This window comes from Clostridium gasigenes (assembly GCF_900104115.1).
GTDB lineage: Bacteria > Bacillota > Clostridia > Clostridiales > Clostridiaceae > Clostridium > Clostridium gasigenes.
Window position 1 is genome coordinate 1 of record NZ_FNJM01000015.1, and the last position, 14,449, is coordinate 14,449.

The 14,449-nt window shown below is 27.6% G+C and carries 16 protein-coding genes; 13 read left to right on the forward strand and 3 right to left on the reverse strand.

The genetic code is table 11. The features are described 5' to 3' along the window. The coding region (locus BLS77_RS19555) for an IS3 family transposase (RefSeq protein WP_139164862.1) at nucleotides 1–131 on the forward strand (131 nt) is incomplete at its 5' end. A gap of 195 nt (nucleotides 132–326) precedes the next feature. On the opposite strand, the gene BLS77_RS16340 is transcribed toward BLS77_RS19555, so the two are convergent. Then, nucleotides 327–1,970: a flavin monoamine oxidase family protein gene (locus BLS77_RS16340; protein ID WP_175490891.1), complete on the reverse strand. Its 1,644-nt coding sequence runs from the start codon at nucleotides 1,968–1,970 to the stop codon at nucleotides 327–329. Nucleotides 1,971–2,354: 384 nt separating this feature from the next. Between BLS77_RS16340 and BLS77_RS16345 the strand changes: the two genes are divergently transcribed. The 5 genes from BLS77_RS16345 to BLS77_RS16365 all read left to right on the forward strand — a co-directional run bounded on the left by BLS77_RS16345 (nucleotide 2,355) and on the right by BLS77_RS16365 (nucleotide 6,433). Next, nucleotides 2,355–3,278 (forward strand): DUF5692 family protein, encoded by a 924-nt coding sequence (locus BLS77_RS16345; RefSeq protein WP_089972237.1) that lies wholly within the window; start codon nucleotides 2,355–2,357, stop codon nucleotides 3,276–3,278. 399 nt (nucleotides 3,279–3,677) lie between these two features. Next, nucleotides 3,678–4,070, forward strand: coding sequence for a carbohydrate-binding protein (locus BLS77_RS16350; RefSeq protein ID WP_089972240.1), 393 nt, complete (start codon nucleotides 3,678–3,680; stop codon nucleotides 4,068–4,070). Nucleotides 4,071–4,257: 187 nt separating this feature from the next. Continuing rightward, nucleotides 4,258–5,043 carry an EFR1 family ferrodoxin gene (locus tag BLS77_RS16355; protein WP_089972242.1) on the forward strand — a complete coding sequence of 262 codons (786 nt, stop codon included), beginning with the start codon at nucleotides 4,258–4,260 and terminating at the stop codon, nucleotides 5,041–5,043. A 79-nt stretch (nucleotides 5,044–5,122) separates the two neighbouring features. Next, nucleotides 5,123–5,905 carry a Fic family protein gene (locus BLS77_RS16360; protein WP_089972244.1) on the forward strand — a complete coding sequence of 261 codons (783 nt, stop codon included), beginning with the start codon at nucleotides 5,123–5,125 and terminating at the stop codon, nucleotides 5,903–5,905. A gap of 186 nt (nucleotides 5,906–6,091) precedes the next feature. Further along, nucleotides 6,092–6,433, forward strand: a complete 342-nt coding sequence (locus BLS77_RS16365; RefSeq protein WP_089972246.1) for a zinc ribbon domain-containing protein YjdM — start codon at nucleotides 6,092–6,094, stop codon at nucleotides 6,431–6,433. 228 nt (nucleotides 6,434–6,661) lie between these two features. Here BLS77_RS16365 and BLS77_RS16370 read toward each other — a convergent pair whose 3' ends face one another. Both BLS77_RS16370 and BLS77_RS16375 read right to left on the reverse strand, forming a co-directional pair. Continuing rightward, nucleotides 6,662–7,150 carry a GNAT family N-acetyltransferase gene (locus BLS77_RS16370; RefSeq protein WP_089972248.1) on the reverse strand — a complete coding sequence of 163 codons (489 nt, stop codon included), beginning with the start codon at nucleotides 7,148–7,150 and terminating at the stop codon, nucleotides 6,662–6,664. 18 nt (nucleotides 7,151–7,168) lie between these two features. Beyond that, nucleotides 7,169–7,867, reverse strand: a complete 699-nt coding sequence (locus BLS77_RS16375) for a cyclic nucleotide-binding domain-containing protein (RefSeq protein WP_089972250.1) — start codon at nucleotides 7,865–7,867, stop codon at nucleotides 7,169–7,171. 216 nt (nucleotides 7,868–8,083) lie between these two features. Between BLS77_RS16375 and BLS77_RS16380 the strand changes: the two genes are divergently transcribed. The 7 genes from BLS77_RS16380 (at nucleotide 8,084) to BLS77_RS16410 (ending at nucleotide 14,395) form a co-directional block, all read left to right on the forward strand. Beyond that, on the forward strand, nucleotides 8,084–8,506 hold the full coding sequence (locus BLS77_RS16380; protein WP_089972253.1) for a DMT family transporter: 423 nt from the start codon (nucleotides 8,084–8,086) through the stop codon (nucleotides 8,504–8,506). A gap of 70 nt (nucleotides 8,507–8,576) precedes the next feature. Beyond that, nucleotides 8,577–9,020 (forward strand): DMT family transporter, encoded by a 444-nt coding sequence (locus tag BLS77_RS16385; protein ID WP_089972255.1) that lies wholly within the window; start codon nucleotides 8,577–8,579, stop codon nucleotides 9,018–9,020. Between the two features lie 231 nt (nucleotides 9,021–9,251). Further along, nucleotides 9,252–9,962, forward strand: coding sequence for an ABC transporter ATP-binding protein (locus BLS77_RS16390; protein ID WP_089972257.1), 711 nt, complete (start codon nucleotides 9,252–9,254; stop codon nucleotides 9,960–9,962). Next, entirely contained in the window at nucleotides 9,955–11,550 is a 1,596-nt protein-coding gene (locus BLS77_RS16395; RefSeq protein WP_089972259.1) for a hypothetical protein, read from the forward strand. The genes BLS77_RS16390 and BLS77_RS16395 overlap by 8 nt, the downstream gene beginning before the upstream one ends. Before the next feature lie 413 nt (nucleotides 11,551–11,963). Next, complete coding sequence (locus BLS77_RS16400; RefSeq protein ID WP_089972261.1) at nucleotides 11,964–12,335, forward strand: PepSY domain-containing protein; 372 nt, start codon at nucleotides 11,964–11,966, stop codon at nucleotides 12,333–12,335. Nucleotides 12,336–12,368: 33 nt separating this feature from the next. Further along, nucleotides 12,369–13,037, forward strand: coding sequence for a response regulator transcription factor (locus BLS77_RS16405; protein WP_089972264.1), 669 nt, complete (start codon nucleotides 12,369–12,371; stop codon nucleotides 13,035–13,037). 2 nt (nucleotides 13,038–13,039) lie between these two features. Beyond that, nucleotides 13,040–14,395 (forward strand): sensor histidine kinase, encoded by a 1,356-nt coding sequence (locus tag BLS77_RS16410; protein WP_089972266.1) that lies wholly within the window; start codon nucleotides 13,040–13,042, stop codon nucleotides 14,393–14,395. Nucleotides 14,396–14,449 lie beyond the last annotated feature (54 nt).

Genomic DNA, 14,449 nt, shown 5'->3' on the forward strand with positions numbered 1-14,449 from the left:
TACTGAAACAAGAAACTGATAATTATATTGATTATTACAATAACAATAGATATCAATGGAATTTGGCCAAGCTATCACCAAATAAATACTACGAATATCTAGAAACCGGTGAATATCCGATTAAAATCTAGCTAAACTAATTTTATATATCAATATAATTTAAAGCACTGGTAAATACCTACAAACGGTATAATACCAGTGCTTTCTTGTCATACATCTTCCATGAAAAATATTCCAATTCATTTTTTAGGCGTTTTTTTCTAACTGTCCTTGACATAGGGACCACTTTACTAAAGCCTTTATTGCAGTTTTTTATTGAATATAGATTAACCTTTTTCACAATATTCGGCTATATCATTAGCAGCTTTCATAGCACTATTTACAGCCCCTTGTATCCAAGCGTGGCTTGAAGAAACGTGTTCACCAGCAAAGTATACTCTATTCTCATATTCTGGCTTCGCCATTGCATATGAGAATAGCCTGAAGTGTCCAGGGTTAGCATAACAAAATCCTCCATAAAATCCTTTTTCAGTATTCCATTGAGCAGTTTTAAAGTCATCAACTATAGAATCAAGATATCCTTTTTTAAGGCCATGAATAGATTCAATTTGTCTTTTTATTTCTTCAACACGTGTTTTATCTTCTAAGTTACCTAAACGGATTGAATCTTGATTTAAATTGTAAGATGCTAAAAGAACGCCTCCGTTATTATTAGAAATTTTCTTGTTTTGTATTTGACTACTACTAATACCTTTATGATAATCATTGTACCATATAGTTCCAACTGATAAATCAGTATGGGATCCACCTCCTATTATTTTCTCTTTAGTATCGCCTTCTTCCCAAAAACGTTTATTGCACATAAAAACAGTTTTTTGAGCTGATGCATAATTAACTTCTTTTATTGCCTGCATTTTTTCAGTACTAAACATAGGATATACAGTAACATTACGAAGACTAGAAAAAGGAATTGTACAAACAATAAAATCAAAGGTTTTCTGAAAAATTTCTGAGGATTTTTTATTTTTATATTGTAGTATAACCCTATTATTTTTATCTTTTTTATATATACTTGTTACTGTTTTTCCATTTTTCCAAAGAATTTTCCCTAAATCTTTTTCTTGAATATTAGAGTATTCCTTAGGTTTTTTAGACATTAAAGAATTATAAAAAGCAAGTGGGAGATTAACAAAGCCATCAACTAGTTCATATCTATAAGCATAATCTACTGTATATTCTTCCTGAAGATTTTCATAATAATTATTATAGTAAAAATAACCTGCAAAAGGTGCAACGCATGAGATCATCTCTATAGCACCTTCACTTAAATTCATTTTTTCAAGTACTTGTCGTATACTTAAACTATCCATATATTCAATTGTATTTGAATATTTCTTTTTAATTTGCACAAGTTCTTTTCTTATATCTGGATGTATTTTTAAAAGATTACTTCCTAATGCATAACCAATAAGTTTTTGCCAAGGTGTACTTCTTTCCCATGGTGAAAGATTAAATTCAGGATATATTTTCTCCATTACACTTTTACCTTGAGGATCATTTCTTGCACGTTTATTTCTTACATAGATAAATGCATTTTCATTGTTTTGAATAAACGGCCTTGTTTTTAAACCAAAAAGGTCTATATAGTGCCATGTAGTTTCATGGCTTACAGGTATCCGCATAGCTCCAAGTTCTCCAAAAAATCTTTTATCCTTATCAAAGTAATGGGTATAAACCCTGCCACCAATACGTTTTTCCTCTGATTCAAAGATAGTAATATCAAAGCCAAGCTTTCTAAGTTCAAAGGCAGAAGCCAAACCTGAAAGCCCCCCACCTATTATACCAACCTTAATCCCTTTGCAATGTTCTGGAGAGCTAATTGTTGTAATATCTTTTGGTGGACCAAGCAACTCTACTAAATTATCAAAATCTTCAATGTGATTTCCTTCTTCTAGAGCAATCCTTAACATTTTAAGTCTCTCTTCATAAGTTGGATTAATTTGCTGTATATATTTAATATCTGTAGGCAAATGAATTCAACTCCTTTTATATCTTTATAATTATAACTAGCATTATAATCTATACTAAGTATATTCTTCAAAATATAATACAAGACTACCAAAATACTGATATTTTCTTGGAATTTCATAGCAAGCATTTTTTTCTTTGAAAATCAAGGATGGGAGAGCACCTTTGAGCAATTTCAATACTGCTAAGTAATGATTTCTAAGTGCTAAATGTAATCTACATTTATTGACAATCATTAAATAAACGCGTACAATTATATTAGTAAATTGTAGGATAATTGGTTTTAAATTACTGGAATTATTATATTTTATTAAGGAGGAATATTTATGTTTTTTTTCGAAGCACAACCTTGGACAAACTGGCTTATGTGGCTGGTAGTATTTTTTGTGTTGATTGGACTAAATGAAGTAGGTCGTAAATATAAATGGGGAGGAGTATTTTTTTTCGTCGTATTACCACTGGTTCTTACCTTTGCAGTATGGCCAAAAACTACTAAAGGAACAAGTGTAAACGATTGGTTTCATTATGCTAAAGTGTACTCATCACTTGCAGGATGTATTGGCTTTTGGCTGATTAGACATGTGAAAGGTGCAAGTAGCAAAAAATGGCTTTTGTGTTTTCCACCATTGATTTTAGCAATCAATATTTGCGAAGCAGTAGCACGTGATTTTCAAATTTATGGATTACATCTTAATAAAGAGATATTTGAAGGAATGATGACTGTAAGCGGTTCCTGGAATATTATGAATGGAATTGCAGGTATCTTAAATATCATTACTATTACAGGTTGGGTTGGAATCTGCATCAGTAAAGATAAGAGTAAGGATATGTTATGGCCGGACATGCTTTGGTTCTGGATTATAGCATATGATATTTGGAACTTTGCATACACATATAACTGCTTACCTGAACATGCATGGTACTGTGGGTTAGCGTTATTACTAGCTCCTACATTTGCAGCTTTCTTTATCAAGAAGGGGGCTTGGCTACAGCATCGTGCACAAACACTTGCATTATGGTGTATGTTTGCAATGACCTATCCAAGTTTCATTGATGAATCACAATTTGCAGTTAAATCATCACATAACACAACTGCTTTATTCATTGTAAGCTTAGTAGCATTACTAGCAAATATCGCAGTATTTGGATACTATATTTACAAGATTGTTAAGACAAAGCGTAATCCTATTAAGGACGAACTTTATACAGATCTTAAGAGTTACAAAGAAATTAAATCATTAGCTGAGTAATATTAGAGAGCACTTGTCGAACATGATTTCAGAGCAATGACGTGAATGGCGCTATTTTCAGAGACAAGTAGGTTAATAATGTAACTTGGTAATTGAAATGAAATAAGTATGGTTAAATACTCATTAAGATAAGTCGTGCAGAAATGTATGGCTTATTTTAATGCGTTTAAATAATGGTGTATAAGAAAATTTATAATTACTCTATAAAACATTATCTAATTAAGCTTTAGTTACAGATGTTGGATAAATAGTTATGAAAAGTTAATGTATTTATTGTAATTTAAAGCAAATTTAAGTATTTTGTAAAAGAAAATGGTTACAAGAGGTAATCCTTTATTATACAATTTATGTAATTAAATGTATAATAAAATCATAAAACATGTAAGGAGGAATAAAAATATGAAAAAAATAATACTTTGTTTTTTATCAGTAACTTTAATAATGGGAACGTTATTAATGCCTAAAACGGTTCATGCAGCAGAAAATGATGAATGGGTAGTGTATAGAATATCAGCTCCAATATCCTATGATAAAGTGGATACTAGGGACATTAAAAATATTACTGTACATTTTGGAGTAAACGGGTGGAATGAAATAAAAGATGTTGAGCTAAGCAGACATTTTGTAGATGCTTACATGGGAAGAGTATTTGAAGCTTTTTGGACTGATGTTTATGTTAAGAAAGGTTCAACTTTAGATTATTGTTTTAAGTATGACTTTAATTCAAATGAAGTTAAATGGGATAACAATAATGGTAAAGATTATCATGTTGTTGTAAGTCAACTACCTTAAAGGGGAGTTACTTGTAGGAGAAGTGTTGCTATTTCGAAACATTAGTTAACATTGGCGAAGATAACCTACCTGTTTGTCAGTTGAGATTAGGAAAGGTCATAAGGAAACTTATGACCTTTTATTGTTAAAATATAAAAAAGTACCTATAATAGTAAGTATTAACAAATAGTATAGTAGGAGAAGAGATATGAGAGTAAATTTGATTTATTTTAGTGCTACAGATAGAACAGCTAAGGTTGTAAAGGAAATTGGAAGTGCTATTAGTGATGAATTATTTGAAAATGATATAACATTAGAGGAAAATAGAAATGAAGGGTTAGTTTTTACAGAAAAAGACTTAGTTATTGTAGGAGTTCCAGTTTATGCTGGACGAGTACCTAAGTTTTTAGTCGAATATTTTAATAAAGTAAAGGGTAATAATACTCTAGTAATTTTTGTTGTAACATATGGCAACAGAGCCTATGAAGATGCTTTATTAGAATTAAAGAATACATTTGAAGAAAATGGGTTTATAGGAGTAGGGGCAACTGCATTTGTAGGAGAGCATTCTTATACTGATCTTTTAGGAAATGGAAGACCAAATAAAGAGGACTTAGAAATAGCAAAAAAATTTGGTGACAGAGTTAAGATAAAGATTAATGCAATAAAGGATATTAGTGAAATAGGAAACTTGAATGTTCCAGGAAATTATCCCTATGTGGTAAAGGTAAGTAAAATGAAACCTATGGCACCAGAAACTAATGATAATTGTATAGATTGTGGAATATGTAAAAATTCTTGTCCCACTAATGCTATAAGCAAGCAAAACTGTAGGAGTGTTGATAAAGAAAGGTGTATTAAGTGTTGTCGCTGTATAAGAAATTGTCCTGTGAGTGCAAAGGAAATGACTAATAGTGAATACATAGAAATGAGAGATTTTTTAATAAATAATTGGAGCAATATATATAATTCTCCTGAAATTTATATATATTAAAAAAATAAAAAATAGACTATAATATTAATAATAAAGAGTGCTATATAGAATATAGAAAAAGAGGATAGGGGTGATAAGTATGAAGGATTTATATAGCTATAATAACTTAATTAGTCAAATAGACAGAAAAATAAAAGTGCTAATTGATGCTGAAGTAATAGAAAATAGATATGAATTTCATAGATTAAGAGATTTAGTTGAAGAAGTTTATTCCACTAATTCAATAGAAGGAAACACTATGGATATAATGGAAACTAAGTATATTTTGGAAACTGGATTTACAATTTCGGGAAAAACTATAAAAGAGCATATGGAAATTGATAACACAGCAAAGGCAATTAAATATGCTGATAGTAAGCTGTTGAATAAGGATGGTGTAACTGAAAGTCTGATTAAGGGAATTCATAGAATATTAACTAATGGAGTTTTAGAAATAGAAGAATCAGGTGAATATAAGACAAAAAGAAATTGGATTGGTGGAGCTAGTATTCATACATCACCTCCTAATGGCGTAGAAAAACATATGAAAAATTTAATTGAATGGTACAATGAAAATAAGAGTGAGTTAAATCCAATTGTATTAGCAACAATATTTAAATATAGGTTTGTTTGTATTCATCCATTTATTGATGGTAATGGTAGAACCAGTAGGATTATAACTAATTATATATTAAATCAAAGTGGATATTGTGGAATAATAATTGATCCAAAATTAAACAAGGTAAATTATTATAAAGCTTTGGAAGAAGCTAATAATTATTCCGAAGATAAATTTAAATGTGATCCATTAATTAAGTTTAATTGTATATGCTTAAATAGTATATTAGATAATTTATTAGAGCGGTTTGTATATGAAGAGTAAAATATGAAAAAAATGCACTATATACTGGTAATAAGGAACTTTAATCAGAGATTAGAGGCTGGTTTGTCAATATAAGAAGACTATGATAATATATATAAGCATATAAGGAACGCCTTATATGCTTATATATATTATAATTTAGACATCTTTAAATGTCTAAGAATAACGAATGGAGGAAATGGAATTATGGTTGATTTACCAAATTGTCCAAAATGTAATTCAGAATACACTTATGAAGATAGAAGTCTTTTTATTTGCCCAGAATGTGCTCATGAGTGGGCTTTAGAATTAGAAAACGAAAATAGTGAAGATGAAAAGATTATCAAAGATGCAAATGGAAATATCTTAAGTAATGGTGATTGCATAACAGTAATCAAAGATCTTAAAGTAAAAGGCTGTTCAGCAGTTGTAAAAGTAGGTATAAAAATAAAAAATATACGTTTAGTTGATGGAGATCATAATATTGATTGCAAAATCGATGGTATTGGAGCTATGAAACTAAAATCTGAATTTGTTAAAAAGGTATAAATGCAGTTTTGATGAAACAGAAATAAAATAATTATAGTAGAGGGATAGATGTGTTATATATCATTTTCACTATGAAATACTCTATTGTAAAGTTACAGTTATTAAGTATATACAGCTAGGCATTAAGCCTAGCTTATTTTTATACTTTGACTTAGGCATCATAAACTAAATAAATTTATATAAAGACGTCAATTTAAGGTTATGAAAATAAACAACTTATAAATTTAGCTAAAAGATTAAAATCATATCATACCATTCAGTTCCACCATGTACTGATTTAGATATACCTTTATTTATGTATCCAAACTTTGTATAATAATCAACAAGATTTAATTTGCAAGTTAGAATAACACCTTTTCTACCCGCTAATTTTGATGTTTCAATCATATAATTCATTAACTGTGCGGCAATTCCCAAATTACGATAATCCGGGATTACATCAAGGCCAAAAATAGTTTGGAAATCTCCATTTGGAATATGTAGTTTAGAGTCAAAATATAGTTCGTCATATATAGTGTGCTCATTAGTAATACAGCCATTTATAAATCCTATAATTTTATTATCTATTTCTGCTACAAAAAAGCGTTCTGAAAATGTTTTAATACGTTTTTCTAAGGATGCTCTAGTAGCTGCCTCTTCCTTTGGAAAACAGATTGCTTCAACTTTTGTTACTGCATCTAAATCTTTTAGGGATGCTTTTCTAATTAAAATATTCATTATAATTCTCCTTTTTATCTATTTATATAAATCTCCAGCAAGTTTTTCTAATGCATTTAAATTTAAAATGATAATAGAATTTCTTTCTTTTTTTATTATATTTTCATTGCATAATTTATTTATAGTTCTGATTAAGTGTCTATAGCTTGTTCCAAGTAAATCAGCCATTTCTGTAAATTTATCTGTTATTATTCCACCATCTAAATTGGAATGTTCATTATTCTCTGGTGCAATAGCAAGTAGATAACTTGATAATCTATTTTCTAGAGGGTAGAGAATATTTATTGAACTGGCGATAGAGGAACTAATAAATTTTTTACCAAGGCTCTCACAAATACACTTTAGAAAAGTTGGATCATTGACAGCGTATTTTCTTATATTACTCATAGATATTGCAATGCATAAACATTCATTTATTGCTTCAATGTTTGAATTAGCTTTATCACAGTCAATAAATTCAACATCCCCAATTATAGTTAGTGGATTATATAATCTGAAAAGTAGAGATTTACCGTTTTTTAGAATAGTATATACCTTTATTTTACCTTCTACAAAAAAATAAAAATAATCTATTGGTTCATTAACTTTGACAATGTGACTTCCTTTATTAAAAGAATGTAACTCCATGTGGTTTTTCATATTTATTCCAAAGAAATCTTCAATATTATATTTTTCTATGTAATCATCTAATTTAGATTGATTATTTATACGGTTCATTTAATTAGTCCTCCTTGTAATCATCTAAGAGAGATAAAAATTATTAAGCATTTCAATATTTATAAGTATTATTATAGTTGTTTATTTTACAGAAGTGAACTAGAACTGAAAAATCGCTAATATTAATTAATCAGAATAGGACATATGTCATATATAACTTTAAAATTCTATGTTAATCTTATAAAAGAGACGTAATCAAGGAATGGGGGAAATTACATGTATAAATCGTATGCGGTATTTATAGGATTATTAATTACTATAATGGTAACGTTTAATGGTGCTTTGGCAAAATATACAAATCAGTATGTAGCGATATTAATAATCCATATGGTAGGACTTATTTCTTTAATTATTATCTTAATATTAAAAAGAGAGAAGTTCAAGTTAAAGAAAAATATTCCGATTTATTTATTTAGTGCGGGATCAATAGGAGTTTTCGTAGTGTTTTTAAATAATTTATGCTTCAATTCTCTAGGAGCTTCTTTAACATTATCATTAGGTGTTTTTGGACAACTAGTATTAGCTTCTTTAATAGATCATTATGGGCTATTTGGATTGGATATTTATAAATTTAAAAAGAAAAAAATTATTGGATTTTCTATAATATTATTAGGGCTAGTTACAATGATAATATATTAAGCATTTTAAAAAATAAATCAATTTGCTATTTTATTATTTTCTAAATTGACTTAGAAAGAGGAGGATAAATATGTTATATATTATTTTAGCGGTTTTATGTGGTTCTATTACTATAGTAGCTATGATTATAAATTCACATCTAGCTAAAAAAATAGGTGTTCTTCAAGGAACTCTTATAAACTATATAGTAGGTCTAGTAAGTACTATATTATTATTAAGCATAGTGAGAAATTATGTGGACTTATCTGTTGGTAGTTTAAGTGAAATACCATTTTGGGCGTTCTTAGGTGGGCTGCTTGGAGTAATTGTTGTTTCGACATCTAATATTATAATTCCTAAAATCCCTACTATATATACTACTTTGCTTATATTTATAGGTCAGCTTTTTACAGGTATATTTATTGATTATTTCATAGTAGGATTTGTTTCAAAAGGAAAAATTATTGGGGGATTATTGATTCTCTTAGGATTAATATATAATTCTAGTGTGGATAAAAAAGAATTAATAAATTAAATAAAGGGAAAAATTTTATAGATAATTAATATTGATAAATGTAAAATTATATTAAAACTTAAGTGATTCATAAGGCGAATTACTTGAGTTTTTTTATTTTACCATACATTAATTATAATTAATGTGAATAGGATAGCTACTTAAACTTTATTGGATGAATTTGGGGCATGTGTTATAATTACGTTGAAGCAGTAAGATTTAATAAAAATTACAATATAATGGAGGGGCTTTATGAAGTTATTATTAAATGATATTGAAAAAAAATTTGGGGATAAAAAGGTGTTAAATAAGGCTAGTTTTACTTTCGAAAAGGGTAAAATATATGGCTTACTAGGGCGAAATGGTGCAGGGAAAACAACACTTTTTAACTGTATAAGTGAGGAGCTAGAATTAGACAATGGGTCTGTGAGTTTGTTAGATGAAAATGACAACATTATAAATTTAGATCACTCAAAAATAGGTTATGTATTTTCAGAACCTATACTACCGGATTTTTTAACTGGTTATGAATTTTTAAAGTTTTATATTGATATAAATAAAGATAGTATTGAGAACATTAAAAGTATAGATGAATATCTAAAATTAATTAAAATAACTAAAGAAGATAGTTATAAATTAATAAAAGGATATTCCCATGGAATGAAAAATAAAATACAAATGCTTTGCTGCATTATAACTAGACCACCAGTAATATTATTAGATGAACCATTAACATCATTTGATGTAGTTGTAGCTCTTGAAATGAAAAAGTTACTTAAGGAAATGAAGAATGATCATATATTAATATTTTCAACTCATATAATGCAATTAGCTGTGGATCTTTGCGATGAATTAGTTATATTAAATAATGGGACATTAGATAAAGTGGACAAGGCACTGTTAAGTAGTGAAAATTTAGAGGAAAAGATAATTGAGTTGCTAAAGGAGAATAATGATGCTTAATATATTTCTTACTAGCTTTAAAGTGTCTTTTGTAGAAGGGGCTAACTCATTTATATATCTTCTAAGTAAGTTACCTTTAATAGGGAAAAAGATACCTGAAAGCTTATATAAAGAGACTAAGATTAAGATGATTTTAGGATTAATTAAATATATACTTAGCCTATTCTCTGAGTTCTTTAGAAAAGCTATATATTTGGCTATATTTGTAGGAATACCAACAGTAGCTTTAACTAAAGGAAGAGGAATTGAAGTAGATACAGAAAGATTATATATACACATATATTTTGTTTTAAGTTTTATGGCAGGATCATTATTAAATAGTATATTATTAAAAGTGGACAATGATGCTTATAACGTGATTACTTTAATGAGAGTTGACCCTAAGAAATATTATTTAGGAGAAATTATTTATAAGATAATTTCACAGTCTATATTTCTAAGTCCAGTAATGATAATTAATATAGGCTTTAAAAAGACACTAATAGTACTATTAACATTAGGTGCTTTTAGGATTTTTGGTGAAACTTTAGTTCTCTTTATCTTTAATAAACATAAGGTTGTACTAGGACGAAATAAAGTGCTACCAATAGTTCTAATTTTAGTAGCGCCTATATTTGCGTATCTATTACCATTTTTTAATATTATATTAGGGGAATTTATAATTTTAAATCCAATTTCAATTTGTATTATTATAGTTTTAGGATTTTTAGCAGCATCTTATTTATGGAATTCTAAAAGTTATACTGCACTTTCTAGAAGGTTAATATCCAAGGGAGCTATATTTAATGATGGTGAGAACCTTAAGGGAGTAGCTTTTGCAGATGTTGCAATAAATGAAAAGAATATAGATATAAAAACTTTGAATAGTAAGAAGTTAAATAAAAAAAGTGGATATGACTATTTAAACTCAATATTTTTTAATAGACATAAAAAAATAGTTATAAATGCTATAAGAAATAGAGTAGTAATAATTGGAGTAGCTACAGTAGCTTCTGTAATACTACTATTAATATTTCCGGATTATAAAGAAAAAGTAGCAGCGAATATAATAAAAGCAAGTGGATATTTAGTATTTGTAATGTATATGATATCTACAACACAACGAATTTGTAAGGCTATGTTTTTCAATTGTGACATTAGCTTACTAAGATATGGCTATTATAAAGACCCAAAGGCAATTTTAGATAACTTTAGAGTAAGGCTTAAAAGAGTTGTTTTATATAACTTAATGCCTAGTGTTACAATATGCTTAGGGTTAACCATAATAATTATTTTCTGTGGTAAAGCTTATAATATTATAGAGTTACTTCCTATATTTTTAGCTATACTTGGACTTAGCGGTTTCTTTTCTATATATCACTTATTTATGTATTATATAGTTCAACCTTACACTAAAGATTTAACAATAAAGAGTCCGCTATTTCATATTTCAAATTTTATTGTATACATGGCTTCATATCAAGCACTTCAAATAAAAGTAGCTCCTAGTTACTTTACTTTGGTAGTAATAGTTATAACAATGTTATTTATACCAATAGCTTTGTTTACTATTTATAAGATGGCACCTAAAACATTTAAGTTGAAATAAATAACCACAAAAAAGGTTTCAGATACATATTTATCTGAAACCTTTTTTTGCATCTCCAAATAAATAACAAGTCAGTATTCTTGTTATTTATTTGGAGAGGCCTATTTATTAAAAAAAATTAATGTAACTCTAATATTGATTTAATTTCTTATATAGGAGTTTACAATATAATTAAATCAATGAGAAAGTAATTAATATCTAAACAAGTAATTAGAAAAGAGGAGGAATTTTTTTAGCAGTGTTAGTTTTAATAACTTTAGTATTATATATTTTTTAATTGGTGGATCATTAATATTTGTATTAGAAAAGCTGAAGGTAGTATTAGAAAAAAAGGTTGCTTTAGATTAAGGACTTTTAGCTATATGAAAAAGAATAGATCTTATTAAAAAAATAAATAAATGGAGTGATAAAATATGGAAAAGATTTTTGATAAAATTGTTAAATTTATTGAACATATAATAGAATATAAGAAGAAGATAATAAGGATTGGTGTTTTTATAGCTTCAATTGGAGTTGCATTAGTAATAGTGCTTGGTGGTGTTTACTATAGTTATGCTAAATCAAATATTAAATATAGTAAGAGTGAAGCAGAAGGGATAGCCCTTAAAAAAATTCAAGGAGAGGTAGTAAACTTTGAAAAAGACTTAGATTTTGAAGATGCAACTTTTGAATATAAATTTGAAATAAAGGATAAGGAAAATATGCTTAAAGAGATTACGGTAAGCTCAAAATCAGGAGCTATAACAGATATAGAAAACCCATATGAAGAAAGATACGATGATTAAAAATAATGATATAATATCATTAGAGGTGATATTTTGAGAAACATTTTAATTATTGAAGATGAGGCAAATATTTCGGATTTTATAAAGATTGAATTGGAATATGAAGGATATAATGCTAAGGTTTGTGAGGATGGCAAGATTGGATTGAGGGAAGCTATAGATGGAGATTATGATTTAATAATACTGGATTTAATGCTTCCTACATTAAGTGGTTTAGAAGTGTGTAGAAGGCTAAAAAGAGAAAAAGACATTCCAGTTATAATGCTTAGCGCAAAGGATAGTGTTATGGATAAGGTTGCAGGGCTTCAAATAGGAGCAGATGATTATTTAGAAAAGCCTTTTGATATAGAAGAATTACTTGCAAGAATTCAGGTTGTTTTTAGACGCGAAGAAAAAGTAGCTATGGAAAAAATTAGGTTTAAAGATATTGTTATAGATAGAGGCTCAAGAACTGTTATTAAAGATTCTATAAAGTTAAATTTAACAAATAAGGAGTATGAATTATTAATTCTCCTTATTAATAATAAAAATAAAGTAGTAGCTAGAGATGTAATATTAGATAAAGTATGGGGTTATGATCATGATGCAGGGACGAATGGAATAGATGTTTATGTAAGCTATTTAAGAAATAAGTTAAATCAAAACGATAAAGAAGAATATATCCAAACAGTTAGAGCTGTTGGATATATTATGAGATTATAACTATGAAAAGAAAGAAGCGATTACCAATTTTTTTAGAGCTTACTATAGGATCACTAGCTATTATAGTTGCAATATTAGTTATTTATACAGGCATACAAATAGTAAGTATTAATTTTTTTAGTATAGATTATCAAAAAGAGCAGGTAAGAAATAGATATGAAGAAATTAAGTACTTATTATCAAACATAAATATAGAAGGAAAAGAAATAGATGAATTCATAGGTAATGAAGATGAATTTATTCGTATATATAAAGATGGTTATGTTGAATATGCAACAGATAGTAATATATGGGATAAAATTCAATTAAGTGACGAAAGTGTGAATTTAAGAACTAAAGTGAAATATATCAGGTTTGAAAAATATATAGTATTAGATGAAGTAATTAGTATAAAGGGTGAGGAACATAAAATACAAATAGTTAAAGGCGAGAATATTTTTCATGAATTTATAGAAAGTTATTTTGAAACCTTTATATTTGCCTTATTTATAGGCTTAGTTTTAAGTGTTATTGGAGCTATATATTTATCAAAGCGATTTATATTAAGATTAAAGGTATTATCAAACACAATGACAGAAATTAAAAAAAATGGAATTACACAAAGGGTTGAAATTTCAGAATCAAATGATGAATTTGATAAGGTAAACATAGTATTTAACTCTATGATGGATGATCTGCAAGAGTCATTTGATAATCAAAGTAGATTTGTGTCAGATGCATCTCATGAACTTAGAACTCCACTTACAGCCCTTCTTGGACATTTAAAAATGATAAAAAGATGGGGAAAGAATGATAAAGAGCGTCTTGAAAAATCTTTAGATATTTGCATTGATGAAACGGAGAGGTTAAGTAAAATAGTAAGTGATTTATTAATAATATCTAGAAATGAAAAAGAAGTTATAAATTTAGATGAAATAGAACCTATAAATGTTGAACCTGTAATATTATATATAGTAGAAAATTATAAAATATTAAACAATAATATTAAGTTTGAAATTATAATTGATTCAAATTTGAAAGTTAAAATTATGAAAGATCATCTAAAACAAATTTTAATTATATTTATAGATAATGCAATAAAATATAACAATAAGGAAAATATTGAAATTAATATTAAATTAACTGAGGTTAATAATAAAATAATAATATCTGTTAAGGATAACGGAATGGGGATTCCTAAAGAGGAAATACCATACGTATTAAACAGGTTGTATAAGGTTGATAAATCTAGATGTAATACTAATAAATCATTTGGACTAGGATTATCAATAGCAGATAGAATAGTTAATAATTATAAGGGTAAAATTATTATTTTAAGTGAATTAGGAGAGTTTACTGAAATAATAGTTGAGATGTAAATGTTGTGAAGAAGTCATAAGAGTTTAATTATCTTACGCATATCCAAAAAGCAT

Excerpts from the sequence above, each read along its gene's own strand:
- BLS77_RS16340 (WP_175490891.1), bottom strand. The coding sequence starts at position 1,970 with ATGTTAAGGATTGCTCTAGAAGAAGGAAATCACATTGAAGATTTTGAT.
- BLS77_RS16385 (WP_089972255.1), top strand. The coding sequence starts at position 8,577 with ATGTTATATATTATTTTAGCGGTTTTATGTGGTTCTATTACTATAGTA.
- BLS77_RS16400 (WP_089972261.1), top strand. The coding sequence starts at position 11,964 with ATGGAAAAGATTTTTGATAAAATTGTTAAATTTATTGAACATATAATA.
- BLS77_RS16390 (WP_089972257.1), top strand. The coding sequence starts at position 9,252 with ATGAAGTTATTATTAAATGATATTGAAAAAAAATTTGGGGATAAAAAG.
- BLS77_RS16410 (WP_089972266.1), top strand. The coding sequence starts at position 13,040 with ATGAAAAGAAAGAAGCGATTACCAATTTTTTTAGAGCTTACTATAGGA.
- BLS77_RS16345 (WP_089972237.1), top strand. The coding sequence starts at position 2,355 with ATGTTTTTTTTCGAAGCACAACCTTGGACAAACTGGCTTATGTGGCTG.
- BLS77_RS16355 (WP_089972242.1), top strand. The coding sequence starts at position 4,258 with ATGAGAGTAAATTTGATTTATTTTAGTGCTACAGATAGAACAGCTAAG.
- BLS77_RS16375 (WP_089972250.1), bottom strand. The coding sequence starts at position 7,867 with ATGAACCGTATAAATAATCAATCTAAATTAGATGATTACATAGAAAAA.
- BLS77_RS16395 (WP_089972259.1), top strand. The coding sequence starts at position 9,955 with ATGCTTAATATATTTCTTACTAGCTTTAAAGTGTCTTTTGTAGAAGGG.
- BLS77_RS16360 (WP_089972244.1), top strand. The coding sequence starts at position 5,123 with ATGAAGGATTTATATAGCTATAATAACTTAATTAGTCAAATAGACAGA.
- BLS77_RS16370 (WP_089972248.1), bottom strand. The coding sequence starts at position 7,150 with ATGAATATTTTAATTAGAAAAGCATCCCTAAAAGATTTAGATGCAGTA.
- BLS77_RS16350 (WP_089972240.1), top strand. The coding sequence starts at position 3,678 with ATGAAAAAAATAATACTTTGTTTTTTATCAGTAACTTTAATAATGGGA.
- BLS77_RS16380 (WP_089972253.1), top strand. The coding sequence starts at position 8,084 with ATGTATAAATCGTATGCGGTATTTATAGGATTATTAATTACTATAATG.
- BLS77_RS16365 (WP_089972246.1), top strand. The coding sequence starts at position 6,092 with ATGGTTGATTTACCAAATTGTCCAAAATGTAATTCAGAATACACTTAT.